The sequence below is a fragment of the Agromyces protaetiae genome (genome assembly GCF_004135405.1).
Lineage (GTDB): Bacteria > Actinomycetota > Actinomycetes > Actinomycetales > Microbacteriaceae > Agromyces > Agromyces protaetiae.
The window spans coordinates 3,344,938-3,369,319 of the sequence record NZ_CP035491.1; the positions used below are offsets into that span (position 1 = coordinate 3,344,938).

Sequence of the window (24,382 nt, forward strand, 5' to 3'; positions counted from 1 at the left end):
GCCGTCTTTCCGTCGTTACGTCTCGCACGCCGTTCTCGTGCGCCGTCCAATCGTCGTCTTTCCCCGAGAGAAGACCGGGAAGTTATCCACACTGGAGATGCGGACGCCCGGCTCGGTCGATAATCGATGCATGACCATTCCCGGTTCGCGCGAGGTCGGCCGATTCCTCACGGTCGCCGACGCCGCAGAACTCCTCTCGGTCGATGTCGCGACCGTCGACGGGCTCATCCGTTCCGGTGAACTTCCGGCCATCCGTGTCGGCGAGGCCGGCCCGTGGCGCGTCGAGCGCGCCCAGCTCGAGCTGTGGATCGAAGACCGCTACGAGGCGACGCGACGCGAATCCGCGTGGAACGAAGGCGAGTTCGCCGCGATGCTCGACCTCTCGCTCGCCGGCCCGCGTCGCCGCCTCCGCCCGGTCGAATAGCCCTCACCGAGCCGCGCGCTCGGCCCGGATCACTCGAAGACGATCAGGCGCACGGCGTCGAGCGGCACGATGCGATAGCCCTGCAGTTCGCTCTCGCGGCGCGGAGCGCCGAGTTCGTGGAGTGCGAGATCGACGTGGTCGCGGGCGACCCGGTCGAGCGTCCCGTGCAGCTCGCCGTCGTCGGTCGTGATCGTGACGGGCGAGCGGCGACGGCTGAGGTCTCGCAGGACGAACGGCAGCGTGAGTCGATCGGCGAGAGCAGCGGATGACTCGGGCTGCGGCTCGAGGCTCGCCGCGAGCTGCTCGCGGCCGGGCATGAGCGCGATGATCGCCGCGAACGGCACGATGCAATGCCGGGTCGACGCGCGGCCCGCGAGCCGGGCGAGGTCGGCATCGCCCGCGAGCTCCGCCGTCATCCAGTCGCGGCCGAACCCTGCGGGTCGGACGTCGACGATGCCCGCACCTCGCAGCCTCACCCGGAGCACGGGATCGACGCCCGCGGACGCGGCGGACGCGATCGCACGCAGACGATCTCCGACCGTGAGTTTGGCGAGCCGGAGCCGCTCCTCTTCGAGCGCGAGAGCGCGCTCCTCGGCCTGCTGCTCGAGATCGAGCTGCACCGCGAGGTCGTCGAAGAGTCGATCCCAGCGCATGCAGCGACGCTAGCGGTTCTGCGGCCGGCGGCGAATCAGTTGTCCACAATTCGTAAGAGTTCTTGACAATTATCCGGACGGCCGGTTACGTTTCCAGTAAGCCATCTGGGGGGCCCCTGTTCGGGGGTCCTCTGTGACCGCGCCCGACACCACTCCCCCTACAGGAGCCCGAAGATGACCGCTCTGCCGACGCTTGCGCGCACCGCCCGCACCACCGCGTTCCTCGACGAGGACGAGTACTTCTCCCGGCAGCGATCGGCAACGCGCGAGCTCCCCGACCCCGAGGTGCTCCTCGCGAACCTCACGCGATGCGTGCTCGAGGCGATGTCGGGAGCACGCGAGCTCGACCAGATCGCCCGCTGGGTGACCGACGAGGTGTACCGCAGCCTGCAGAAGCGCGTCGTGCTGGCGGCGCGTTCGCGTCGGGTCCGCGGCACGACGCCGAAGCGCCCCGCCTTCACCGTCGGTCGCATCCACCGCTGCGAGCCGACCGACGGCGTCGTCGAGGCCGTCGTGATCGTGCACCAGCGGCACCGTTCGCGTGCGGTCGCGATCCGACTCGAGGGGCTCGACTCGCGCTGGCGCGCGAGCGTCATCACCGTCCTCTAGACCGGTCGCCTGCGGCACGCGGCACGGGCCGCAGGCGACTCGGGCATCCGCCGAGCGATCCTCTGCGTTGCCCGGCATGTCGAGCGCGCACGGCAGTCCTCCGGTGCACGGCGCGTCGACAACGCCGACCTTCTCATGCCGTGCGTGCCCGGGCACTGCGCAGCAACGACGAAGGCCGTGCACCTCCCGGTGCACGGCCTTCGTTCGTCTGGACTCGGGTCGTCTGGACTCAGCTGCCCTTGCGCTCCTGGGCGCGACGCTCGGCACGGTTCTGCGGTGCCGCGTCGCTGGCGACGTCGGTGCGCTGGCCGAACGCGCCGCGCGCGGCGGGCGCCTGCTGGGCGGGTGCCTGCGACTGGGCGACGGCGCGACGCGCGCGCTGCGTGGCCGCCTGCTGCACCTGACCGCGCTGGTTGCGCACCTCGACGCCGCCGTCGTCGCTCGGAGCCGTGTAGCTGAGCTTGTCGGCACCCGTCTGCTGACCGCCGAGGCCCTTCGCCTCGATCGTCGCGCCGCCGCCCTGGGGGGCGACCTCGACCTCGAGGTTGAACAGGAAGCCGACCGTCTCTTCGCGGATCGAGCCCATCATCTGCTGGAACATCGCGTAGCCTTCGCGCTGGTACTCGACGAGCGGGTCGCGCTGCGCCATCGCACGGAGGCCGATGCCGTCCTTCAGGTAGTCCATTTCGTAGAGGTGGTCACGCCAACGGCGGTCGATGACCGACAGCACGACGCGGCGCTCGAGCTCTCGCATGGCGGGGCTGCCGAGCTGCTGCTCGCGGCGCTGGTAGGCGAGCTTGGCGTCGGAGAGGATCTCGCGGCGCACGAAGTCGCGGTTGATGCGGCCCTTCTCGCCCGCCTCGGCGACGACCTCGTCGATCGTGATGCCGATCGGGTAGAGGGTCTTCAGCTCGACCCACAGCGCGTCGAAGTCCCACTCGTCGGGGTTGCCCTCGGCCGTGTGCTGGTCGAGGACCTCGTCGATGACGTCTTCGAGGAAGCGCTGCGTGCGCTCGTGCAGGTCGTCGCCCTCGAGGATGTGCCGACGGTCGGAGTAGATCGCCTCGCGCTGACGGTTGAGGACGTCATCGTACTTGAGGACGTTCTTGCGGATCTCGGCGTTGCGCGCCTCGACCTGCGACTGCGCGGAACGGATCGCCCGCGAGACGACCTTCGACTCGATCGCGACGTCGTCGGGAACGCCTCGCGACATGAGGCTCTCGGCCGCGCCCGCGTTGAAGAGTCGCATGAGGTCGTCGGCGAGCGACAGGTAGAACCGGCTCTCGCCGGGGTCGCCCTGACGGCCGGAGCGACCGCGGAGCTGGTTGTCGATGCGACGCGACTCGTGGCGCTCGGTGCCGAGCACGTAGAGGCCGCCGGCCGCGAGGACCTTCTCGGCCTCGCCGTCGACCTCGGCCTTGACGGCCTCGAACACGGTGTCCCACTCGGCCTCGTACTCCTCGGGAGTGTCGACCGGGGAGAGCCCCTTCTCGTGCATCTTCTGCACCGCGATGAACTCGGCGTTGCCGCCGAGCATGATGTCGGTGCCGCGGCCGGCCATGTTCGTCGCGACCGTGACGGCTCCGTGACGGCCCGCCTGGGCGACGATCGCGGCCTCGCGCGCGTGGTTCTTGGCGTTCAGCACCTCATGACGCACGCCCTTCTTCGCGAGGAGGCGCGAGAGGTACTCGCTCTTCTCGACGCTCGTCGTGCCGACGAGGACGGGCTGGCCCTTCTGGTGGCGCTCGACGATGTCTTCGACGACCTGCGCGAACTTGGCCTCTTCGCTCTTGTAGACCAGGTCGGGCTGGTCGATGCGGACCATGGGCTTGTTCGTCGGGATCGGCACGACGCCGAGCTTGTAGGTCGACATGAACTCGGCGGCCTCGGTCTCGGCGGTGCCGGTCATGCCCGAGAGCTTGTCGTAGAGGCGGAAGTAGTTCTGCAGCGTGACGGTCGCGAGGGTCTGGTTCTCGGCCTTGACCTGCACCCCCTCCTTCGCCTCGATCGCCTGGTGGATGCCCTCGTTGTAGCGACGGCCCACGAGGATGCGGCCCGTGTGCTCGTCGACGATGAGCACCTCGCCGTTCATGACGACGTAGTCTTTGTCGCGCTTGAACAGGGCGTTGGCCTTGATCGAGTTGTTGAGGAACGAGATGAGCGGGGTGTTCGCCGACTCGTAGAGGTTGTCGATGCCCAAGTAGTCTTCGACCTTCGCGATGCCCGGCTCGAGCACGCCGACGGTGCGCTTCTTCTCGTCGACCTCGAAGTCTTCGCCCGGCACGAGGCGCGTCGCGAGACGCGCGAACTCGGTGAACCAGCGGTTGGCCTCGCCGGAGGCGGGGCCCGAGATGATGAGCGGCGTGCGGGCCTCGTCGATGAGGATCGAGTCGACCTCGTCGACGATCGCGAAGTGGTGGCCGCGCTGGACCATGTCGGACGCCTGCCACGCCATGTTGTCGCGCAGGTAGTCGAAACCGAACTCGTTGTTCGTGCCGTACGTGATGTCGGCGGCGTACTGCTCGCGGCGCTGCGCCGGAGTCTGACCCGCCACGATGCATCCGGTCGTCATGCCGAGGGCGCGGTAGACGCGGCCCATGAGCTCGGACTGGTACGACGCGAGGAAGTCGTTGACGGTCACGACGTGCACGCCTCGGCTCGTGAGCGCGTTGAGGTAGGCGGCCGTCGTCGCGACGAGGGTCTTGCCCTCGCCCGTCTTCATCTCGGAGATGTTGCCGAGGTGGAGGTTGGCGCCGCCCATGAGCTGCACGTCGAAGTGGCGGAGGCCGAGCGTGCGACGGCTCGCCTCGCGCACCGCTGCGAACGCCTCGGGCAGCAGGTCGTCGAGCGACTCGCCGTTCGCGTAGCGCTCGCGCAGTTCGACGGTCTCGTGCTTCAGCTCCTCGTCGGTGAGGGCCATGAAGTCGTCTTCGAGGGCGTTGATCGCCTTCGCGTAGTTCTCGAGCCGCTTCAGGGTTCGGCCCTCGCCGACGCGGAGGACCTTTTCCAGAATCGAAGCCACGAATGCTCTCCTGTCATCGTCGGGCGCGCGGTTCGGGGGACGGCGCGCGCCGCATGCCGCCGTGCAGACGGTCATCGTACCCATGTTAGTGGGCTGCAGGCTGAGCGGATGCTCCGGTGGGGACGGCTTCGGGCGCTCCCCACCGGAGCGGGCCACGCGTGTTCGCTACGCGCTGACTCGAGCGGGTGCGCCGGCCTCCTCGTCGGCGTCGGCGGCGGCGGCGGTCTCGTCGATGCCGATGAGGCCGTAGTCCCAGCCCTTGCGGCGGTACACGACGCTCGGGCGGCCCGTCTCGGAGTCGACGAAGAGGTAGAAGTCGTGCCCGACGAGCTCCATGAAGTAGAGGGCGTCGTCGACGGTCATCGCGTTCGAGGCGAACACCTTGCGGCGGATGACGACGGGGCAGTACACGTCGTCCTCCTCCTCGTCGACCGGACTCTCGGCGACGACCGGGATCGCTCCCGTGCGCACGGCCTCGAGCGCCTCGACGCCCGCAGCCTCGACGCCGACGGTCTGGAACCCGTCGTCGGCGGCCTCACGGAGCGAGGTGGGTCGGCGCTGTCCGCCGCGATGGACCTTCCGGCGGTCTTTCGCCCGCCTCACGCGTTCGAGCAATCGCCCGAGCGCCACGTCGAACGCCGCGTACTTGTCGCTGCCCTCGGCCTCGGCGCGGACCACAGGTCCACGCCCCACGAGGGTGAGCTCCACGCGGTCGGGCCCGGGGTTGCCGTTCTTCTCGCTGTGCCTCGCGAGCTTCACGTCGAGGGAGATCGCGCGCTCGGTGAAGTGGTCGAGCTTCTCGGCCTTCTCGGTGACGTAGGCGCGGAATCGGTCGGTGACCCCCAGGTTTCGTCCGACGATGTTCAGTTCCATGACGACCTCCATTCACCGGCGTGCCACCCGGTCTGTGAAGGGGTGGAGCGACCACGCCTGTCCTGACAAGGTACGCCACCAACCTGGCAAAGTCACGAAACGGTTACGACCCATTCACGGTCGATTCGCGGCGGAGCGGCGTCTCGGCGACGACCGAGACGCCCACGGTCTCGGCGCCCGCCGCGGCGAGCGCGCGCACGGCCTCGGCGACGGTCGATCCGGTCGTGAGGACGTCGTCGACGACGAGGAACCGGCGCCCGTCGAGCGGATGCCTCGCGGCGAGGCCGCCCGCGGCGTTCGCGCGTCTCGCGCCCGCCCCGAGCCTCGCCTGGTCGTCGTGCTCGCGCGTCAGCCGGAGCACGCGGGAAGGACGGAGGCCGACCGATGCGAGCATCCGCTCGACGGGCGCGTACCCGCGTTCGCGGTATGCGCGCCGCGTCGACGGCACGGTGCAGAGCTCGATCGGGAGCGAGCCCGGGGCATCCGGGACCACGGCGAGCGCCGCGACGATCGCCGCCCCGAGCGCCCGACCGAGCGGGGCGATGGCGTCGGTCCGCCCGCCGTCCTTCGCGGCCCCGAGGACCTTGGCGACGGGGCCCGCGTACACGAGCGCCGCATGGACGCCGAGACCGCTCCGCTCGACGACCCGCACCGGACGCCCGACCTCCACGCCGACGGCGAGCGCAGCGAGACACTCGGCGCACACCGAGCGATCGGGTGCCGCGCACCCCGCGCACGCCACGGGGATGGCGAGCGCGAGCGCATCGAGCAGTGCGCTGCGGAGCGCGTGCGGAAGCGGCATCCGGCCACTGTGTCAGCCGGCCCCGCGCGAACCGATGCGAATCGGCGCGACCTGCGCCGACGGCGAGTCGAAGCGCCTGTGGAGGAGTCGCCGCCGCTCAGTCGGGCTGCTGCACCGCGACGAGGCGGATGCCGCTCGCCCGCGGCTGCCAGCCGACGCCGCTCAACGTGAAGAGGTCGCCCGCCGACGTGCGCACGCGAAGCTCGCGCACGGTGTTGCCGCCGTCGAGTTCGACCGCGTCCGCGGGCGCGGCCCGCTGCTGCAGCACCTCGCCGCCGACCGTCTGGACGAGGATCCGCGGCTGCCCCTGGACGCCCGAGGTGAGCACAGCGACCGTGCGGTCGTCGATCCACGCCACGTCGAGCGGCTCGCCGTCGGAGACCGCGAGCGGCAGCGTGACCGGGCCGAGCGAGGTCGGCACGCCGTCCTCGTCGCGGACGACCGACGCCGCGACGAGCCGCGCCGACGCACCGTCGTCGAGCAGTGCGAGCACGCGCGTGCCGTCGCGCGACACCTCGAGCGATCGGATGCTGCTGCCCGACCACGGCACGTCTATGGGGGTGTCGGCGGCGGTCGGCGTGTAGACGACGAGCTGATCGGGCGCGTTCCGCGGCACCGACCAGGTGATGCCGCGCGCGTCGAGCGCGGGCGCGATGAGTCCCTCGCGCGGATCGAGGAGCAGCGGTTCTTCGCCGATCTGGAAGAGCACGAGCCCGTCCGCCGTGACCGCCGCGACCGATGTGCCCCCTGGGCCGACGGCGGCGGCGGTCGGCGCCGCGGCCGCCACGTCGCCGCCCAGGATGGGCAACGGGTCGACGTCGCCCGAAGCCTGGAGATGGCCGAACGTCTCGCCGTCGAACACGACCGGACGGGTGCGCACGGCGGGGTCGACGACGGGCTCGTTCTGCGCGTCGCTCTGGTTCTGCTCGGCGCCTTCGAGAGCGAGGCGCACCGAGCCCACCCCGCGCACGCCCTCGAGGCTCTCGGTGAGCTGGAACCGCATGAGCTGCGCGGTGCGGCGATCGACCGCGTCGACGCCCGCGATGTCCACGGTCGCGACGCCGTTCACGATCGGCACGACGTCGGCCTCGAGACGGGCCCCCTCGGGGAATGCCGAAACGACCGCAGCCCCCGGATCGAGCCACTCGGCGGGTCCGCCGAGGAGCGCGCGCACGATCTTCGTCTGCACCGCCTCGCTGCCCGCGAACCACCGCACGTCGGGCACGGCGTACCGGCCGTCGGGAGAGAGGAACGTCAGCGCGTGCTCGCGGAACGCGCGTCCGAAGTTCGAGGTGTCGATGAGGATGCCCTGCGGCGCGTTCGAGATGCGCCACTCGCCGTCCACCTGCTCGAACGAGTAGGTGAGGGCGATCGGTGCGTCGCTCGCCGAGATCTCGTACTCGCCGTTCGCTCCGAGCGACGCCGCCGGGACGACGTCCACCCGCCGCGTGACGTCGTCGACGACCTCGAACTCGCGTTGGGTGAAGACGTCGATCGTCGCGCTCTCCTCGGCCTGCCACTCGTCGGCGAAGCCGGCCGTCAGGTACTCGCGCGCGATGCCGTAGTTGTCGCGCGAGTCGCTCCCGGCGTCGATGAAGCCGCTGAGGATGTCGGCCTGGCTCGCCCCGGCTGCGGATGGGCGCCAAGGACGTCGAGGTCGAGCGGGGTGTCCGCGCCCGACTGCCGATGGCTCAGGTGCACCGTGCCCGAGTCGGGGATGCCGGCGCATCCCGCGAGCACCACGGTGCTCGCGATCGCGAGGGCGAGCGCGGCGATCCGGCGGCGGCTAGACATCGTGGACCTCCAGCGACCGCGTGTCGAGCGGGCCCACGGATGTCTCGGCGGGCCCGTCTGCGTCGACATCGGCCGGCTCGAGCGGGAGCGGGGATCCTGAGAGGGCCGTGTCGCGCGAGCGCGGCACGGTGAGACGGAACACGGTGCCCGCTCCGGGCTTGGACCATACGTCGAGCGTGCCGCGGTGCGCGACGGCGTCTTCGAGCGAGATCGCGAGCCCGAGGCCCGTGCCGCCGATCGTGCGGGTGCGGCTCGGGTCGGCGCGCCAGAACCGGTCGAACACGCGCGCCTGCTGCTCCTCGGTCATGCCGAGGCCGTAGTCGCGGACGCTCAAGGCGACGGCGTGCTGATCGCTGTCGACCGAGACGACGATGGGCCGCCCCTCCCCGTGCTCGATCGCATTGCCGAGCAGGTTCCCGACGATGCGGCGGAGCCGCCGCGGATCGACCTCGGCGTCGAGATGCCCGCCGGGCGCGATGAGTCGCAGGTCGCTGCCGCGTTCGCGGGCGAGGTCGTGCATCGACTCGATGACGTCGCCCGCGAGGTGCACGAGGTTCGTGGGCTCGGTTGCGAGCTCGACCGACCCCGCGTCGTATCGGCTGATCTCGAGGAGGTCGGCGAGGAGGTTCTCGAACCGCACGGTCTGCGTGTGGAGCAGTTCGACCGTGCGCTCGGTCGGCCCCGCGAACTCCTCACGCTGACCGTAGAGCACATCGCCCGCGAGCCGGATGGTCGTCAGCGGAGTGCGAAGCTCATGCGAGACATCCGACACGAAGCGCTGCTGCATGACCGAGAGCTCGGCCAGCTCGCCGATGCGCGCCTGCAGCGAATCCGCCATGCCGTTGAACGACGCGGCGAGCGTCGCGAGCTCGTCTTCGCCCTTCTCGGGGATCCGAACCCCGAGATCGCCCGCCGCGAGCCGCCGGCTCGTCGCGGCGACCGTGCGCACGGGCTCGATGACCCACCGGACGACGAGGAGCGTGATCGCGGCGAGGAGCACGAGGAGGGCGGCCGCGCCCGCGATGCCGATCGTCTGCATGAACGCGAGCGTCTCTTCGGCCGCGGCGAAGTTGTACCCGATGTAGAGCTCGTACCGGCCGGCGCCCCGCACCTCCAGGTCTGTGCCGACGACGACGCCGGGGTCGTCGTCACCGCCGCCGGCCCCCGCGAACGACACTGACTGCCAGAACGTCTCGTCGGGATTCTCCTGCACGCTCTCGCGGAGGTCGGGCGAGATGCGGCCGCCGAGGGAAGACGCCAGCCGGTCTTGCGGGGCGAGCGTGCTCGTCTCCTGTCCCGGCACGCGGAGCACGGCGATCGCTGAGCTGCCGGAGATCGTGCCGACCGTGCGGAGCGACTGCTCGACGACCGAGTCGAGCGCCGCACGGTCGCTCGCATCGGTCGCCTCGAGGGTCGACTGCGCCGCCGCAGCCGCGTCGTTCGACCGGTCGAGCGCGTCGTCGAGCTGCTGTTGGAAGAGGCTCGAGGCGATGCTGAACGTGATGTAGATGCCGATGACGAGGATCGCGAGCCCCGACAGCAGCACCGTGATGAGGACGGTGCGGAATTGCAGCGACCGCCGCCACAGAGCGCCCAGGCGCCCGAAGAAGGCGACGACGCGCGGCCCGATGCCCCGCCGGGCGGTGCCGGCGGGGACCTGGCGTACGGCGTCCGTCGACATCGGAGGCGCCTACGTGCTGCTGCCCGCGCGGTACCCGACCCCGCGGACCGTCTGCACGATGCGAGGGTTGTCGGGATCGTGCTCGACCTTGGCGCGAAGCCGCTGCACGTGCACGTTCACGAGCCGGGTGTCGGCCTTGTAGTGATAGCCCCACACCTGCTCGAGGAGCATCTCGCGCGTGAAGACCTGCTGGGGCTTGGACGCGAGCGTGAGGAGGAGGTCGAACTCGAGGGGCGTCAGATTGATGCGCTCGTCGCCGCGACGCACCTCGTGGCCCGCGGCGTCGATGACGAGGTCGCCGATCTGGATGGTCTCGACCTGGGTCTCGGGGCGGGGCGCAGGCGCGTGCGGATCCGTGCGACGAGCTCCTTCGGGTTGAACGGCTTCACGATGTAGTCGTCGGCGCCCGATTCCAGGCCGCGGACGACGTCGGAGGTGTCGCTCTTGGCCGTCAGCATGATGATGGGAGTGCCCGACTCGGCGCGGATGCGGCCGCAGACCTCGATGCCGTCGATGCCCGGGAGCATGAGGTCGAGGAGGACGAGGTCGGGCTTCGTCTCGCGGAACGCGCCGAGCGCGGCGGCGCCGTCGGCGCAGAAGACCGGTTCGAAGCCTTCGGTGCGCAGCACGATGCCGATCATCTCGGCGAGGGCGGTGTCGTCGTCGACGACGAGTACGCGTGCAGTCATCGCTCGCTTCCAGCTTCGAGGCGGCGCCCGGGTCGCACCGCCGTTCCAGTGCCACCACTGTAACCGGTCGAAGCCGGGAGTCCGCCGAAGCGGAATGAGGCATCCGTTGTGGATGTCTCCCGCGTCGCGCGTGCCGGATGTGCGAGCATTGCTGAACCGGCGGAAGGAGCCCTCGGCACGTGTCCGATCCAATCTGGCAAGGCCCTGGAGTCCCCGCGAGCCCGGGAGCCCAGCAGCCGCCGCAGACGCCGCCCCCGGGGCATCCGCAACCGCCCGCCTACGGCTCCCCGCAACCGCCCGCCTACGGGTACCCGCAACCACCCGCCGACGGGTACCCGCAGCCCGGGTACCCGCAGCCCGGCTACGGCTTCCCCGCCCAGCCGCCGCCCGGCGGCTGGGCGCCGCCGCCCAAGCCCGGTTTGCTCCCCCTCCGACCGCTCGGCTTCGGCACGCTCCTGTGGGCGCCGTTCCGCACGCTCCGGCGCAACCCGGCGGCCACGTTCGGCAGCGGCCTCGTCGTGCAGATCGTGTCGGTCCTCGCCACGGCGGCGGTCTTCGTGCCCTTCGCCTTCTTCGCGTTCGGGCGGCTCGAGCGCACGGGCGCGGCCGACGCCGACGCCATCCTGGCGGGCACGGTGGCGGGCTTCGCGGCGCTCACGCTCGTCCCGGTCGCGATCTCGCTCATCGCGAGCGCGTTCCTCCAGGGCGTCGTCGTGCTCGAAGTCGCATCGGGCACGCTCGGCGAGCGGCTGACGTTCGGCGCCCTGTGGCGCCGGGCGGCGAAGCGCATCTGGCCGCTCGTCGGCTGGACGCTCATCGTGACGGGCGCGATCCTCGTGGCGTTCGCCGTCGGAGCGGCGGTCATCGTGCTCGCCGCGCTCTCGGGCGACGGGCTCTCGATCGGCATCGCCATCGCGGCGGTCGTCATCGGCGGGCTCGCCATCGCCGTCCTGTGGGCATGGATCTCGACGAAGCTCGCGGTCGTCCCGAGCGCGATCATGATCGAAGGTCTCGGCGTGCGCGCGGCGATCGCACGGTCGTGGCGGCTCACGAACGGCTACTTCTGGCGCACGTTCGGCACGATCCTCCTCGTGTCGGTCATCCTCAACACGGCGGCGAACGTCGTCGTCCAGCCGATCTCGTTCGTCGGCGGCTTCCTGCTTCCGCTCCTCGATCCGACCGGCACCGGCGACGGGGCGATCGTCGCCGTCGCGATCGGCATCTCCGTGCTCACGGTCCTCGTCGCGGTCGTCGTCGGAGCCGTCACGGCGGTCGTGCAGGCCGCGGTCGTGGGCGTCATCTACATCGACCTCCGCATGCGCACCGAGGGACTCGACCTCGACCTCCAGCGCTACGTCGAAGACCGCGACCTCGGTCGTCCCGTCGGCGATCCGTACGCCGTGCGCACCTGGAGCTGACCGAAGCGTGCGCCTCGCCGAGATCCCCGTCGACCCCGACGCGCCCGAAGCGCGCCGGTGGCTGCTCGACGAGCTCGCCAAGCCCGAGTACCGGGCCGCCGAGCCGACCTGGTTCGACCGGCTCGCGCAGCAGATCCGCGACTGGCTGGGCGACCTCTTCTCGGGCGCCGGCGGTCTGCCCGAACCCGTCGTCGCGCTCATCGCCGTGCTCGTCGTCGCGGCCCTCGTGGTCGTGGCGCTGCTCGTGTTCGGGCTCCCGCGCCTCCGCAGGCGCCGATCGTCGGCCGAGGCGCTCTTTGACGACGGCGACACCCGCACCCTCGCCGAGCTCCGCCGGGCCGCCGACGCGGCCGAGGCCGCCGGCCGATTCGACCTCGCGATCGAGGAGCGCTTCCGCGCGATCGCGCGCGCGCTCGTCGACCGAGAGATCGTGCGGATGCATCCGGGCACGACGGCGCACGGGTTCGCCGCGTCCGCCGCGGGTTCCTTCCCCGACTTCGGAATGCGTCTCTCCGAGGCATCCGACGCCTTCGACGGCGTGCGCTACCTCGGCCGTGCGGGCTCCCTCGTCGAGGTCCGCGCCCTCGCTGCGCTCGACGCCGACCTCGAGCGCTCGACGCCCGTCGCCGTCGGCGCGGGCGCCGGGTCGGGCTCGGGCTCCGGTTCGGGCGAGTTCGCGAGGATCGCGTGAGCGCCCCGGCGACGGTCGCCCGGTCGAAGGCACCGGATGCCTCGGGCGCGACGCCTGCCGAATCGCGCACGCCGACGTTCGGCGCGCGACTGCGGCGGAGTCGCACGTGGCTCGTCTTCGCGGCGCTCGCGGTCGCAGCCGCCCTGATCCTCTTCATCGTGCAGGGCCTCGGCGGGCCGTCGGGCGAGCCGCTCGGCCCGGCCGACGCCTCTCCGGCGGGCTCGAAGGCCGTCGTCGAGGTACTGCGGGCGCACGGCGTCGCCGTCGAAGAGGTCCGCACCTTCGATCGGGCGACCGAGTCCGCCCGACGGGGCGCGACGGTGTTCGCGGCCGACCTCGCGGGCTTCCTCGACACCGACCAGTGGCGGGAGCTCGCGGGCGACGCCGAACGACTCGTCGTCGCCGATCCCGATTTCGGGGCGCTTCAGGCGATCGCACCGGGCGTCGACCAGGGCGGAATCGCGTCGGGCGCGCTCGAGAGCGCCGGCTGCGACCTCCGCGCCGCCGCGCGTGCGGGTACCCTCTCCGACGGACAGTCGCTCGTCCGCATCGACGATGACGCGGCGGCCGACGGATGGGTCGGATGCTTCGCCGACGGCGACGCGTTCGCGCTCGCGCACAGGCCCGCCGAAGACGGCGGCGAGATCACGATCGTCGGCGGCGCGACCGTCTTCCAGAACGGCACGATCGCCCAAGAGGGCAATGCCGCGCTCGCGCTCGGGCTCCTCGGCGAGCGCGCCGATCTCGTGTGGTACCTCCCGGGGCCCGCGGACGTCGAAGGCGCGGCGCCGACCCTCGCCGACCTCACACCGGGGTGGGTGAGTCCGGTCCTCGTGCTCGGCGCACTCGTCGCGGTCGCCGCGGGCGTCTGGCGCGGACGCCGCTTCGGCCCGCTCGTGGCCGAGGACCTCCCCGTCGACGTGCCCGCGCACGAGACCGCCGAGGGGCGCGCCCGCCTGTATCGCTCGGCCGTCGCGCGCGAACACGCCCTCGACCAGGTGCGCATCGCCGCCGTGCGGCGGATCGCGGCCGTGCTGCGCCTCCCGCGCTCGGCGCCCGTCGACGAAGTGGCGCTCGCCGCCGCCGGAGCGACCGGCCGCGACCCCGTCGCCGTGCACGGGGTGCTCGTGGGCCGCCCGCCCGCCGGCGACCGCGAGTTCGTCGAGCTCTCCGCCGCCGTGGGCGAGCTGGAGGCATCCGTCCGCGCAGCGGTCTCCCCCGACTCGACCCGCGACCCGAACCGTGAAGACCCGACAGGAAGGCGACCATGACCGAACCGATCGCGACCGACGACGAACTGCGCGACGCGCTGAACCGCGTGCGACTCGAGGTCGGCAAAGCCGTCGTCGGCCAGGACGGCGCGGTGACCGGCCTCATCGTCGCGCTCCTCGCCAACGGGCACGTGCTCCTCGAGGGCGTGCCCGGCGTCGCGAAGACCCTGCTCGTGCGCACCCTCAGCCGCACCCTGAAGCTCGAGACGCACCGCGTGCAGTTCACGCCCGACCTCATGCCGGGCGACGTCACGGGCTCGCTCGCGTACGACCCGCGATCGGGCGAGTTCGCGTTCCGCGAGGGGCCGGTGTTCACGAACATCCTCCTCGCCGACGAGATCAACCGCACGCCGCCGAAGACCCAGTCGGCACTCCTCGAGGCGATGGAGGAGCGTCAGGTTTCGGCCGACGGCGTCACGCGGCCCCTGCCCGTGCCGTTCCTCGTCGCCGCGACGCAGAACCCCATCGAATACGAGGGCACGTACTCGCTGCCCGAGGCGCAGCTCGACCGGTTCCTCTTGAAGCTCGTCCTCGACGTGCCCCAGCGCGACGCCGAGGTGTTCATGCTCCGCCGGCACGCCGACGGGTTCGACCCGCGCGATCTCGAAGCGGCGGGCGTCGAGCCCGTGCTCGGGGCCGACGACCTCGCGGCCGCGCGTGCCGCAGCGGCGCGCACCGGGGCATCCGACGATCTCCTCGCCTACCTCGTCGATCTCGCCCGCGCCACGCGTCTGAGCCCGTCGCTGCGACTCGGCGTGAGCCCGCGCGGCGTGACGAGCCTGCTCGCGGCGTCGAAGGCGTGGGCGTGGCTGACGGGCTATCGCTCGGTCACGCCCGATCATGTGCAAGCGATGCTCCTGCCCGTGTGGCGGCACCGCGTGCAGCTGCGCCCCGAGGCCGAGCTCGAGGGCGTGTCGGTGGACCAGGTCCTGCGCGGCATCATGCAGCAGGTGCAGGTGCCGCTGTGACGACGGCGCTCCAGAGGGTGCGGCGATGACGGTCAGCGGTCGATTCGTCTGGCTCGTCGCCGCAGGCGCCGTGCCGGTCGTCGTCGCGGGCTGGTTCGCGGGCAGCCAGGGCGCGGCGTGGCTCGCGCTCGTCGCCTGGCTCCTCATCGCGCTCGGCATCGGCATCGTGGATGTCTCGCGCGCGGCCTCTCCTCGACAGGTGCGCCTCGAACGCGAGCTGCCCGATCGCGTGCGGCTCGGCGAGCAGGTGTCGTCGTCGGTCCTCGTCGGCAATCTCGGCGCCCGTCGGCTCAGAGCGACCGTGCGCGACGGGTGGCAACCGTCGGCGGGCGTCGTCGGCCCCAACCGTACGCGCATCGACGTGCCGCCCGGCGAACGCCGTCGCGTGCAGCTCGTGCTCGTGCCGTGGCGGCGGGGCGACCGGCTCGTCGACGACGTCACGATCCGCTCGGCGGGGCCGCTCGGGCTGTGGTCGCGGCAGGCGACGCTCGCCGCCCCCGGCCGGCTGCGCGTGCTGCCGCCGTTCCATTCGCGCGTGCACCTGCCGTCGCGGCTCACCCGGCTGCGCGAGCTCGACGGTCAGACGCCGATCCTCGTGCGCGGCCAGGGCACGGAGTTCGACTCGATCCGCGAGTACGTGCGCGGCGACGACGTGCGTTCCATCGACTGGCGCGCGACGGCCCGCCACACCGACCCCGCGGTGCCGGGCGGCACCCGGCTCATGGTGCGAACGTGGCGCCCCGAGCGCGACCGCCGCATCGTCATCGTCGCCGACACCTCGCGCACGGCCGCGGCGCGCATCGCCGACGAGCCCCGGCTCGACACGGCGTTCGAGTCGGCGCTGCTCCTCTCCGCGCTCGCGTCGCATGCGGGCGACCGGATCGACTTCCTCGCGTGGGATCGCCGCGTGCGCGGGCGGGTGCACGGCGCGAGCGGCGCCGAACTCCTCGCACGCCTCGTCGACACGATGGCGACGATCGACGCCGAACTCATCGAGGCCGACTGGACGAAGGTGCCGGCGCAGATCCGCAAGGCGACGAGTCGGCACGCACTCGTCGTGCTGCTCACGGCGACCGACTCGCCCGGCAGTGCGCGTGGGATCCTGTCGGTGCTGCCGCAGCTGACCGTGCGGCACACCGTCATCGTCGCCTCCGTCGCCGACCCGTCGCTCGTCGAGGCCGCCGCCGAACGCGACGACCTGACCGCGAGCTACCGCGCGGCGTCGGCCGAGCGCGCCCTCCTCGACGCCGACCGGGTCGCCGCCGCGATCCGGCGTCTCGGCGCCGACATCGTGAGCGCCCCGCCCGCAGACCTGCCGCCCGCGCTCGCCGACCGGTACCTCGAGCTCAAGGCCGCGGGGCGGCTGTAGCCGGCGCTGGTCGCGATACGCTCCTTCGTCGCTCGACCGGCGTCATGGGCGGTCACGCGCCGTCGCGCGCCGACTCGCCCGCGCCCGGTCCGCCACCGGAAGCCCGCCCGCCGATAGGCTCGCCGAGGCCGTCGCGGCGGGCCCACGAGGCCCGCCGCGCGGCATCCTCTTCCTCCCCTACGAAAGGAACCCATGACCGCGCAGACCGCGCCCTCCACCGGGCAGAAGCTCACCGCCGAACTCCTCGGCACGTTCATCCTCGTCTTCGGCGTCATCGGCACCGCGATCTTCGCCGCGGGCTTCGGCGGCGGCGAGGGCGGCCTGAACGTCGGCTTCCTCGGCGTCGCGTTCGCGCTCGGCCTCTCGGTGCTCGTCGCCGCGTACGCCTTCGGCCCCGTCTCGGGCGGCCACTTCAACCCAGCCGTGACGGTCGGGCTCGCCGTCGCCGGCCGCTTCTCGTGGGGCGAGGTCGTCGGCTACATCGTCGCGCAGATCGTGGGCGGCGCGCTCGCCTCGACGGCGCTCCTCGGCATCCTCGCGTTCGGCCCGGGCTACGAGTCGGCGACGTTCGCGGGTGCGTCGACGGGCTACGGCGTGCTCTCCCCCGGCGGTTTCGGCCTCGGGTCGGCGTTCCTCGTCGAGGCGGTCGCGACGGCCGTGTTCCTGTTCGTGATCCTCTCGGTGACGACCGCCGGCCGCGCGGCGGCGAACTTCGCCCCCCTCGCGATCGGCTTCACGCTCACGGCGATCGCGCTCGTCTCGATCCCCGTCTCGAACGCGTCGTTCAACCCGGCCCGCTCGATCGCGACGGCGATCTACGGCGGCGGCGACGCACTGGGCCAGCTGTGGCTCTCGATCGTCGCGCCGATCGTCGGCGCGATCGTCGCGGCGCTCGTGTTCCGGCTCGTGTTCGACCGCGCCCGTGCGGCGGCGGCGGCTGCAGCCGAGTAATCTCGCGCACGATTCGAACGGCGGATGCCCCGGGGCATCCGCCGTTCGTCGTCTCCCCCTTCGTTGTCTCCCCCCTTCCCTTCTTCCCTCCCCTCTTCTTCCCCTTCGCCGAACGCAATTCAGGATGAATCGGGCGACACGCCGATCATTCGCTCCCCGCGCGCGGCGCGTCGCCCGATTCATCCTGAATTGCCGAGGAGAACGAGGGAGAACAGCGACGGAGAACGCGAGGGAGAACAGCGAGGAAGAACAGAAGGAGAGAACAGCGAGGAAGAACAGGACGAGGAAAAGCAGGACGGGAGCGCAGTGGTGCGTCCCCGAACTCTTCGCGCTACCCCGCGACGATGCGCCGCACGCCGCGGTCGGCCTCGCGGAGGTCGCCGGTCTCGCCCGCGTGCACGGCCCGCCGGCCGAGGACGAGCATGTAGACGAGGAAGCCCGCGAACGCGAGGGCGCCGATCGCGATCTTCACGGCCGGGTGAAGCGCCGACGGCGTCACGAACCCCTCGATGAGGCCCGAGACGAACAGGAAGAACACGAGCCCGATCGCCACGCCGAACAGCGCCCGTCCCTCTTCGGCGAGCGCGACGGTGCGCGTGCGCGGCCCGGGGGCGACCCAGGTCCAGAAGATGCGGAGCCCGGCCGCGGCAGCGACGAACACGCACGTGAGCTCGAGGAGGCCGTGCGGCGTGATGCTCGCGAAGAACGTGCCGGCCTCGTCGTAGGCGAACATGACGGCGGCCGAGACGCCGAGGTTCATGGCGTTCTGCAGGATGACCCAGGGCACCCAGACTCCCGTGATGCCGAATGCGATGCACTGCGCGGCGATCCACGCGTTGTTCGTCCAGACGGAGCCCGCGAACGAGGCGTTGGGGTGCTCGGTGTAGTACGCCTCGAAGCCCTCCTCGGCGATCTGGCGCAACTCGGACTCGGTGCCGACGTTCGCGAGCGCGCGCGGGTCGGAGAGGAGCCACCAGGCGACGAGCGTCGAGACGACGACGGTCGCGACGGCGACCCAGAGGGTGAGCCAGCGGATGCGGTAGAGCGCCGCGGGCAGCCCCACGACGACGAAGTGGATGAACTGTTCAAGGGGGTTGGCGGGCGCACCCGTGAAGCCGAGGCGGGCGCGCGCGAGGGAGATCGAGAGGCGGTCGCCGAGGGCGGTCGAGCCCGCCGTCGTCTGGATGAGCGAGAGGTCGGATGCTCCGCGCTGATACGCGTCGATGAGCTCGTCTGCTTCGGGGCCGCTGAGTCGCCTGGACCGTTTCGCAAGCGCGTCGAGACGCTGCCAGTCGTCGTGGCGTGCGGTCGCGAGGGCGTCGAGGTCCATCTGCTTGAATACTAGCCATGACCGAGCCCGTGAGACGCCCGACTCCCGTGGCGCGGTCGGCCGACGACGCACTCATCACGGGCGAGGCCGTCGCCCTCGATGTTCGGCCCGCGAGCGCGCTCATCCGCGGCGGCGGCACGGCGATCGACGTGCTCCTCACGGTCGTGCTCTTCATCGGGGTCCTGCTCGCGCTCGCGGGCCTCCGGCTCGACGAGGCCGCGACGCGGGCGATCCTCGTCGCGAGCGCCGTCTTCGTGGTCGTCGTCGTTCCGACGGCCGTCGAGACGGCGACGCGCGGCCGATCGCTCGGCAAGCTCGCCCTCGGACTCCGCGTCGTGCGCGACGACGGCGGCTCGATCGGGTTCCGGCACGCATTCATCCGCGCGTTGACGGGCGTGCTCGAGCTCTACATGACGTTCGGCGGGCTCGCCGTCCTCGTCGGATTCCTCCACCCGGCGTCCAAGCGCCTGGGCGACGTGCTCGCGGGCACGCACGCGCAGGTCGAGCGTGCGCCGCACGTCGAGACGCAGACGTTCGGCGTGCCGGCCGGGCTCACGGCGTGGGCGGCGACGGCCGACGTCGGCCGTCTCCCCGACTCCCTCGAACGGCGGGTCGCGTCGTTCTTCCGCAACGCCCCGCATCTGACACCCGCGAGCCGCGCCCGTCAGGCGCACTCCCTCGCCGCCGAGACGGCGCCGTTCGTCTCCCCCGTGCCGGCCGCGCCGGCGGAGCTCTTCCTCGCCGCGGTCGTCGCCCTCCGCCGCGAGCGCGACCTCGCGGCGCTCGCGCTCGAGCAGGGTCGACTCGACCAGCTGGCTCCCGTGCTCACCGAGACACCCGTCGGTTTCCCCGCGCGCTGAGCGCGAGGCATCCGGTCGTCGCCCTCACGTCGAGCGCGAAGAGCGGATGCCTCGTGCGAGACATCCGCTCTTCATCTGAGCGCCGACCAGGCCCGCCGAAGCGAGCCCACGCGACTCAGTACCGGTAGTGGTCGACCTTGTAGGGGCCCTCGACGGGCACGCCGATGTAGGCGGCCTGCTCGGGGGTCAGCACGGTCAGCTCGACGCCGAGCGCGTCGAGGTGGAGACGCGCGACCTTCTCGTCGAGGTGCTTGGGCAGCACGTAGACGCCGACCGGGTACGCCTCGGGACGCGTCCAGAGCTCGATCTGGGCGAGCACCTGGTTGGCGAACGAGTTCGACATGACGAACGAGGGGTGGCCCGTCGCGTTGCCGAGGTTCATCAGGCGGCCCTCGGAGAGGACGAGGATGCTTCGGCCGGTGGGCAGGCGCCACTCGTGCACCTGCGGCTTGATCTCGATCTTCTCGGCGCCCTCGAGCGACTCGAGCGCGGCCATGTCGATCTCGTTGTCGAAATGGCCGACGTTCGCGACGACCGCAAGGTGCTTGAGGCCGAGGAGGTGGTCGAGACGGACGACGTCTTTGTTGCCCGTGCCGGTCACGAGGATGTCGATGTCGCCGATGACCGACTCGAGACGGGCGACCTGGTAGCCGTCCATCGCCGCCTGCAGCGCGTTGATCGGGTCGATCTCGGAGACGATGACACGCGCACCCTGGCCGCGGAGCGCCTCGGCGGCGCCCTTGCCGACATCGCCGTAGCCCGCGACGAACGCGACCTTGCCGCCCATGAGGACGTCGGTCGCACGGTTGAGGCCGTCGGGCAGCGAGTGGCGGATGCCGTACTTGTTGTCGAACTTCGACTTCGTGACCGAGTCGTTGACGTTGATCGCGGGGAAGCGGAGTCCGCCCTGCGCGTGCAGTTCGTACAGGCGGTGGACGCCCGTCGTGGTCTCTTCCGTGACGCCCTTGATCTCGGCGGCGATGCGGGTCCAGCGGTCGGGGGACGTCTCGAGCGAGCGGCGGAGGAGGTCGAGGATGACGCGGTACTCGTGGCTGTCGGCGGCGGATGCCTCGGGCACGGCGCCTGCCGCCTCGAAGCGCGCACCCTCGTGGACGAGGAGCGTGGCGTCGCCGCCGTCGTCGAGGATCATGTTGGGGCCGATCCAGTCGGCGCCCGCCGCCTCGGCCTCGGCCGTCCAGTCGAAGATGCGGTCGGTGCACCACCAGTACTCGTCGAGGGTCTCGCCCTTCCACGCGAACACGGGCACGCCCGCGGGCTCGTCGACCGTGCCGTCGGGGCCGACGACGACGGCGGCGGCGGCCTCGTCTTGCGTCGAGAAGATGTTGCAGCTGGCCCAGCGCACCTGTGCGCCGAGCGCGACGAGCGTCTCGATGAGCACCGCGGTCTGCACGGTCATGTGCAGGCTTCCGGCGATGCGGGCGCCCGCGAGCGGCTTGGACTCGCCGAACTCGGCGCGCAGCGCCATGAGGCCCGGCATCTCGTTCTCGGCGAGGCGCAGCTGGTGCCGGCCGGCCTCGGCGAGGGAGAGGTCCGCCACCTTGAACGGCAGCGCGGTGGTCGCAGGGAATGTCGTCATGCGACCATTGTCGCAGGAGCGGCCGACGAACGCCGAGCGGACGGTCCGCGTTCATGTCGCCGACATGTCCGCTCTCTCGTCCGTCCACCGCCGATGCCTATCGTCGCCCGAGACATCCCGCGGCACTCGTTCCAGAGGCCGCACGACGAGAAGGGCCTCCGATGGGGATACGCGCCGATCTCGCGGTCGTCGGGGCGGGCGTCGTCGGCCTCGGGGTCGCGCTCGCCGCGCACCGCCGCGGGCTCCGGGTGGTCGTGATCGACCGGGATGCCTCGCCGCAGGGCGCGTCGGTCAGGAACTTCGGTCATCTGTGCCTCACCGCGCAGTCCGGGCTCGCCCGGCGCCTCGCGATCACCGCACGCCCGATCTGGCTCGAGCTCGCGCGCGACGCGGGCATCCCCGTCGCCGAGTCCGGCACGCTCGTCGCCGCCCGGGCCGACGACGAGTTCGCCGTCCTGGAGCAGTTCGCCGCCGCGCGGGCCGACGAGCGCGAGCACGAGCGGGCCGGCGGCCTCGCCTCGCTCGGCGACGGGGCCGAGGTGCGGCTCCTGACCGCCGACGAAGCGGCAGAGCGGATGCCGGTGCCCGCGTCGTCGCTCGTCGGCGGCGCCTTCCTCCCCCACGACCTGCAGACCGACCCGCGGATCGCGGCACCCCTCCTCCGTCGTCATCTCGAGTCCCTCGGGGTCGAGTTCCGCCTGCGCACCCTCGTGTCGGCGGTCGCACCCGGCCGCGTCGAGACGAGCCGGGGGCCGATCGAGGCCGACGCCGTCGTCGTCGCGACCAACCACGACCTCGACCAGCTCTTCCCCGGTGTCGCCGAACGGGCGGACGTCGTGCGTTGCGCGCTCGACATGCTCCGCATCCGAGCCGAGCTTCCGACCCCGCTCGCAGCCCCCCTCTTCACCGCCTGGTCGCTCGTGCGGTACGCGGCCTGGGCCGACCTGCCGGCGACCGGCGCGCTGCGGGAACGCCTGCATGCGGAGCATCCGGCCCTCGCGGCGCTCGACCCGAACCTGATGTTCACCCCGCAGGCCGACGGCACGCTCCTCGCCGGCGACACGCACATGCGCGGAGCATCCGTCTCGCCGTTCCAGGCGGAGGCCGCGTTCGACGCCATGCTCGACGCGACCGCCGAACTCTTCGGCGCAGCGCGCCCGACCGTCGTCGAACGCTGGCAGGGCGTCTACGCGAGCGGACCCGACGAGTTCCTCGTCGAGGAGACCGCGCCAGGCGTCCACCTCGCCGCCGTGACGACGGGCATCGGCATGACGACCGGCCTCGGGCTCGGCGACCACCTCGTCGCGGCGATCGCCGACGGGACGACGACCTCGGGCGAGACATCCGTCTTCGCCCCACTCCCCTCCGCTTCGCGACCGAAAGGCGAACCAGCATGAGCGACCACCGCCATACCGACCTCACAGGCGACGACGAACTCGACCACGAGCTCGAAGAGGTCGAGATCGAACTCGTCGTGCTCGACCTCGCGGGCACGACGGTCTCCGACTCAGGGCTCGTCGAGCGCGCGTTCCGGCTCGCCGCCGAGCGCACGGCGCTCGCCGAGGGCGACGAGCTCGAACGCGCCCTGCAGTACGTGCGCGACACGATGGGACAGTCGAAGATCGAGGTCTTCCGCGAACTGACGGGTGATGAGGAGGCCGCGCAGCGCGCCAACGTCGAGTTCGAACGCGCCTACGCGGAGCTCATCGGGGAAGTCGGCGTCTCGGAGGTCCCCGGCGCCGAAGCCGTCATCCGCGAACTCCAGGCCGCCGGACTCGACGTCGCCCTCACGACCGGGTTCTCCCCCACGACGCGCGACGCGCTGCTCGACGCGCTCGGCTGGCGCGGACTCGTCGACGTCGTGCTGTCGCCGGCGGATGTCGGCCGCGGTCGCCCTGCGCCGGACCTCCCCCTGACGGCGCTCATCCGCACCGGCGGCACCTCGGTGCAGCAGATGATCGTCGTCGGCGACACCGCGACCGACATGGAGACCGGGCTCAACGCGGGAGCCGGGCTCGTCGTCGGCGTCCTCACGGGCGCGCACGGCGAGGCGCAGCTCGACGAGGCCGGCGCCGACGCGGTCATCGACTCGATCGCGGATCTGCCGGGACTCCTCGGCCTCCGCGACGAAGACGGCGACGACTGACCGGATCCGACCGATGCCTCATACCCTGCGCCGCCTCGACGGCCGCGCGCTCCTCGTCGACCCCGCGCCCGTCGCGATGGTCTGGAACGAACCCGGGCGCCCGCATGACGCCCTCGCGGTGCCCGGCCTCACGCTCGGCCCCGGCGACGCCCTCATCGAGGTCGAGCTCGCGACCGTGTGCGGGTCCGACCTGCATACCGTGCGCGGCGACCGGTCGGCCGAGACGCCGCTCGTCCTCGGACACGAGGCCGTCGGCAGGGTCGTCGCCGCGGGCGAACGGGCGGTCCGATCCGACGGCACGCGCCTCGAACTCGGCGACCGCGTCGTCTGGTCGGTCACGGCGAGCTGCGGGTCGTGCGACCGATGCGCACGGGGCCTCCCGCAGAAGTGCCGCACCCTCGCGAAGTACGGCCACGCCCGGATCGTGCGGGGATGGGAGCTCAGCGGCGGCTTCGCGACGCACGTGCAACTGCGCGAGGGCACGGCGATCGTGCCGGTCGGCGAAGCGCTGCCGGCGTCCGTCGCAGCGCCCGCGTCGTGCGCCACGGCGACGGCGGTCGCGGCCCTCGACGCCGCCGCAGGTCGCGTCCCGCTCGCAGGGGCGACGGTCGTCGTGGCCGGCGCCGGCATGGTCGGGCTGTCGGTCGCCGCCCTCGCCGACGACGTGGGGGCGACGGTCGTCGTGTCCGATCCAGATCCGGGTCGGCGCGCGTTCGCCCTGCGGTTCGGCGCGGTCGCGGTCGCAGACCCTTCGGCTCCGACGGAATCGGATGCCTCGTTGCGCGGCGTGCTCGATCGGCTCTCCCGCTCGGGGGTCGACGCTCCGCTCGTCGCCGTCGAGGCGTCCGGGTCGCCCGCCGCGGTCCGTCAGGCGATCGACGCCGTGGACGTCGGCGGTGTCGTCGTGCTCGTCGGCAGCGTGTTCCCCGGACCCGACGTCGCGATCTCCCCCGAGTCCCTCATCCGTCGGCTCGTCACGGTGCAGGGCGTCCACAACTACGCGCCGCACCACCTCGAGGAAGCCGTCGCCGCCCTGCACCGGCTCAGGCGGACGCGGCCGTTCGACGAGTTCGTCGGGGCGACGTTCTCACTCGCAGAGCTCGATACCGCGATCGAGGCCGCCGCCTCGGGTGCGCACGTGCGGGTCGGGATCGCACCGCAGCGGCGCAGGCACGCCTGAGCGGCGCTTCACCGGCCGGAGGAGCGAGCCGCGGCGCATGCCGCAGTGCCGCGG

At 71.9% G+C, this 24,382-nt stretch carries 20 protein-coding genes and 1 pseudogene; 12 read left to right on the forward strand and 9 right to left on the reverse strand.

Annotated features, from left to right (window positions below; all coding sequences use genetic code 11):
• The first annotated feature begins 130 nt into the window (after positions 1-130).
• On the forward strand, positions 131-424 hold the full coding sequence (locus ET445_RS15580) for a helix-turn-helix domain-containing protein (protein ID WP_129192082.1): 294 nt from the start codon (positions 131-133) through the stop codon (positions 422-424).
• A 29-nt stretch (positions 425-453) separates the two neighbouring features.
• Here ET445_RS15580 and ET445_RS15585 read toward each other — a convergent pair whose 3' ends face one another.
• Positions 454-1,077 (reverse strand): hypothetical protein, encoded by a 624-nt coding sequence (locus tag ET445_RS15585; RefSeq protein ID WP_129192083.1) that lies wholly within the window; start codon positions 1,075-1,077, stop codon positions 454-456.
• A gap of 174 nt (positions 1,078-1,251) precedes the next feature.
• Here ET445_RS15585 and ET445_RS15590 point away from each other — a divergent pair, with 174 nt between their 5' ends.
• Positions 1,252-1,686 (forward strand): Rv3235 family protein, encoded by a 435-nt coding sequence (locus ET445_RS15590; RefSeq protein WP_129192084.1) that lies wholly within the window; start codon positions 1,252-1,254, stop codon positions 1,684-1,686.
• A 229-nt stretch (positions 1,687-1,915) separates the two neighbouring features.
• On the opposite strand, the gene secA is transcribed toward ET445_RS15590, so the two are convergent.
• From secA to mtrA, 6 genes and pseudogenes are all read right to left on the reverse strand, one after another.
• A complete protein-coding gene (secA, locus tag ET445_RS15595; RefSeq protein ID WP_129192085.1) occupies positions 1,916-4,708 on the reverse strand; it encodes a preprotein translocase subunit SecA in 2,793 nt (930 codons plus the stop codon).
• Between the two features lie 165 nt (positions 4,709-4,873).
• A complete protein-coding gene (gene hpf / locus ET445_RS15600; protein ID WP_129192086.1) occupies positions 4,874-5,581 on the reverse strand; it encodes a ribosome hibernation-promoting factor, HPF/YfiA family in 708 nt (235 codons plus the stop codon).
• Positions 5,582-5,684: 103 nt separating this feature from the next.
• Positions 5,685-6,383, reverse strand: coding sequence for a ComF family protein (locus tag ET445_RS15605; protein WP_129192087.1), 699 nt, complete (start codon positions 6,381-6,383; stop codon positions 5,685-5,687).
• A 97-nt stretch (positions 6,384-6,480) separates the two neighbouring features.
• The gene (locus ET445_RS15610; RefSeq protein ID WP_129192088.1) at positions 6,481-8,112 is read right to left on the reverse strand and encodes an LpqB family beta-propeller domain-containing protein; all 1,632 of its coding nucleotides are present in this window, start codon (positions 8,110-8,112) and stop codon (positions 6,481-6,483) included.
• A gap of 57 nt (positions 8,113-8,169) precedes the next feature.
• A complete protein-coding gene (gene mtrB / locus ET445_RS15615; RefSeq protein ID WP_129192089.1) occupies positions 8,170-9,858 on the reverse strand; it encodes an MtrAB system histidine kinase MtrB in 1,689 nt (562 codons plus the stop codon).
• Positions 9,859-9,867: 9 nt separating this feature from the next.
• Positions 9,868-10,547 (reverse strand): annotated as a pseudogene (gene mtrA / locus ET445_RS15620) (MtrAB system response regulator MtrA).
• Positions 10,548-10,726: 179 nt separating this feature from the next.
• Here mtrA and ET445_RS15625 point away from each other — a divergent pair.
• The 6 genes from ET445_RS15625 (at position 10,727) to ET445_RS15650 (ending at position 17,215) form a co-directional block, all read left to right on the forward strand.
• On the forward strand, positions 10,727-11,965 hold the full coding sequence (locus tag ET445_RS15625; protein WP_129192090.1) for a hypothetical protein: 1,239 nt from the start codon (positions 10,727-10,729) through the stop codon (positions 11,963-11,965).
• A 7-nt stretch (positions 11,966-11,972) separates the two neighbouring features.
• Positions 11,973-12,656 carry a DUF4129 domain-containing protein gene (locus tag ET445_RS15630; RefSeq protein ID WP_129192091.1) on the forward strand — a complete coding sequence of 228 codons (684 nt, stop codon included), beginning with the start codon at positions 11,973-11,975 and terminating at the stop codon, positions 12,654-12,656.
• Positions 12,653-13,927, forward strand: coding sequence for a DUF4350 domain-containing protein (locus ET445_RS15635; protein WP_129192092.1), 1,275 nt, complete (start codon positions 12,653-12,655; stop codon positions 13,925-13,927). Before ET445_RS15630 ends, ET445_RS15635 begins: the two co-directional genes overlap by 4 nt.
• The gene (locus tag ET445_RS15640) at positions 13,924-14,895 is read left to right on the forward strand and encodes an AAA family ATPase (RefSeq protein WP_129192093.1); all 972 of its coding nucleotides are present in this window, start codon (positions 13,924-13,926) and stop codon (positions 14,893-14,895) included. The genes ET445_RS15635 and ET445_RS15640 overlap by 4 nt, the downstream gene beginning before the upstream one ends.
• A 25-nt stretch (positions 14,896-14,920) precedes the next feature.
• Positions 14,921-16,264: a DUF58 domain-containing protein gene (locus tag ET445_RS15645; RefSeq protein WP_129192094.1), complete on the forward strand. Its 1,344-nt coding sequence runs from the start codon at positions 14,921-14,923 to the stop codon at positions 16,262-16,264.
• Between the two features lie 192 nt (positions 16,265-16,456).
• Positions 16,457-17,215: an aquaporin gene (locus tag ET445_RS15650; RefSeq protein ID WP_129192095.1), complete on the forward strand. Its 759-nt coding sequence runs from the start codon at positions 16,457-16,459 to the stop codon at positions 17,213-17,215.
• 331 nt (positions 17,216-17,546) lie between these two features.
• Here ET445_RS15650 and ET445_RS15655 read toward each other — a convergent pair whose 3' ends face one another.
• On the reverse strand, positions 17,547-18,545 hold the full coding sequence (locus ET445_RS15655; protein ID WP_129192096.1) for a stage II sporulation protein M: 999 nt from the start codon (positions 18,543-18,545) through the stop codon (positions 17,547-17,549).
• A 17-nt stretch (positions 18,546-18,562) separates the two neighbouring features.
• Between ET445_RS15655 and ET445_RS15660 the strand changes: the two genes are divergently transcribed.
• The gene (locus tag ET445_RS15660; RefSeq protein ID WP_129192097.1) at positions 18,563-19,405 is read left to right on the forward strand and encodes an RDD family protein; all 843 of its coding nucleotides are present in this window, start codon (positions 18,563-18,565) and stop codon (positions 19,403-19,405) included.
• Between the two features lie 115 nt (positions 19,406-19,520).
• Here ET445_RS15660 and ahcY read toward each other — a convergent pair whose 3' ends face one another.
• Positions 19,521-21,002, reverse strand: a complete 1,482-nt coding sequence (ahcY, locus tag ET445_RS15665) for an adenosylhomocysteinase (protein ID WP_129192098.1) — start codon at positions 21,000-21,002, stop codon at positions 19,521-19,523.
• A 161-nt stretch (positions 21,003-21,163) separates the two neighbouring features.
• On the opposite strand from ahcY, the gene ET445_RS15670 reads away from it, so the two are divergent.
• The 3 genes from ET445_RS15670 to ET445_RS15680 are packed head-to-tail and all read left to right on the forward strand — an operon-like array spanning position 21,164 to position 24,328.
• The gene (locus tag ET445_RS15670; RefSeq protein WP_129192099.1) at positions 21,164-22,399 is read left to right on the forward strand and encodes a TIGR03364 family FAD-dependent oxidoreductase; all 1,236 of its coding nucleotides are present in this window, start codon (positions 21,164-21,166) and stop codon (positions 22,397-22,399) included.
• The gene (locus ET445_RS15675) at positions 22,396-23,148 is read left to right on the forward strand and encodes a phosphonatase-like hydrolase (protein WP_129192100.1); all 753 of its coding nucleotides are present in this window, start codon (positions 22,396-22,398) and stop codon (positions 23,146-23,148) included. The genes ET445_RS15670 and ET445_RS15675 overlap by 4 nt, the downstream gene beginning before the upstream one ends.
• A 13-nt stretch (positions 23,149-23,161) precedes the next feature.
• A complete protein-coding gene (locus tag ET445_RS15680; protein WP_129192101.1) occupies positions 23,162-24,328 on the forward strand; it encodes an alcohol dehydrogenase catalytic domain-containing protein in 1,167 nt (388 codons plus the stop codon).
• Positions 24,329-24,382: the final 54 nt, after the last annotated feature.

Coding starts and splice junctions, on each gene's coding strand:
- ET445_RS15680 (WP_129192101.1), top strand. CDS start 23,162: ATGCCTCATACCCTGCGCCGCCTCGACGGCCGCGCGCTCCTCGTCGAC.
- ET445_RS15650 (WP_129192095.1), top strand. CDS start 16,457: ATGACCGCGCAGACCGCGCCCTCCACCGGGCAGAAGCTCACCGCCGAA.
- mtrB (WP_129192089.1), bottom strand. CDS start 9,858: ATGTCGACGGACGCCGTACGCCAGGTCCCCGCCGGCACCGCCCGGCGG.
- ET445_RS15675 (WP_129192100.1), top strand. CDS start 22,396: ATGAGCGACCACCGCCATACCGACCTCACAGGCGACGACGAACTCGAC.
- ET445_RS15655 (WP_129192096.1), bottom strand. CDS start 18,545: ATGGACCTCGACGCCCTCGCGACCGCACGCCACGACGACTGGCAGCGT.
- ET445_RS15640 (WP_129192093.1), top strand. CDS start 13,924: ATGACCGAACCGATCGCGACCGACGACGAACTGCGCGACGCGCTGAAC.
- ET445_RS15660 (WP_129192097.1), top strand. CDS start 18,563: ATGACCGAGCCCGTGAGACGCCCGACTCCCGTGGCGCGGTCGGCCGAC.
- hpf (WP_129192086.1), bottom strand. CDS start 5,581: ATGGAACTGAACATCGTCGGACGAAACCTGGGGGTCACCGACCGATTC.
- ET445_RS15645 (WP_129192094.1), top strand. CDS start 14,921: ATGACGGTCAGCGGTCGATTCGTCTGGCTCGTCGCCGCAGGCGCCGTG.
- ET445_RS15580 (WP_129192082.1), top strand. CDS start 131: ATGACCATTCCCGGTTCGCGCGAGGTCGGCCGATTCCTCACGGTCGCC.
- ET445_RS15605 (WP_129192087.1), bottom strand. CDS start 6,383: ATGCCGCTTCCGCACGCGCTCCGCAGCGCACTGCTCGATGCGCTCGCG.
- ET445_RS15670 (WP_129192099.1), top strand. CDS start 21,164: ATGGGGATACGCGCCGATCTCGCGGTCGTCGGGGCGGGCGTCGTCGGC.
- ET445_RS15610 (WP_129192088.1), bottom strand. CDS start 8,112: ATGCGCCGGCATCCCCGACTCGGGCACGGTGCACCTGAGCCATCGGCA.
- ET445_RS15590 (WP_129192084.1), top strand. CDS start 1,252: ATGACCGCTCTGCCGACGCTTGCGCGCACCGCCCGCACCACCGCGTTC.
- ahcY (WP_129192098.1), bottom strand. CDS start 21,002: ATGACGACATTCCCTGCGACCACCGCGCTGCCGTTCAAGGTGGCGGAC.
- ET445_RS15585 (WP_129192083.1), bottom strand. CDS start 1,077: ATGCGCTGGGATCGACTCTTCGACGACCTCGCGGTGCAGCTCGATCTC.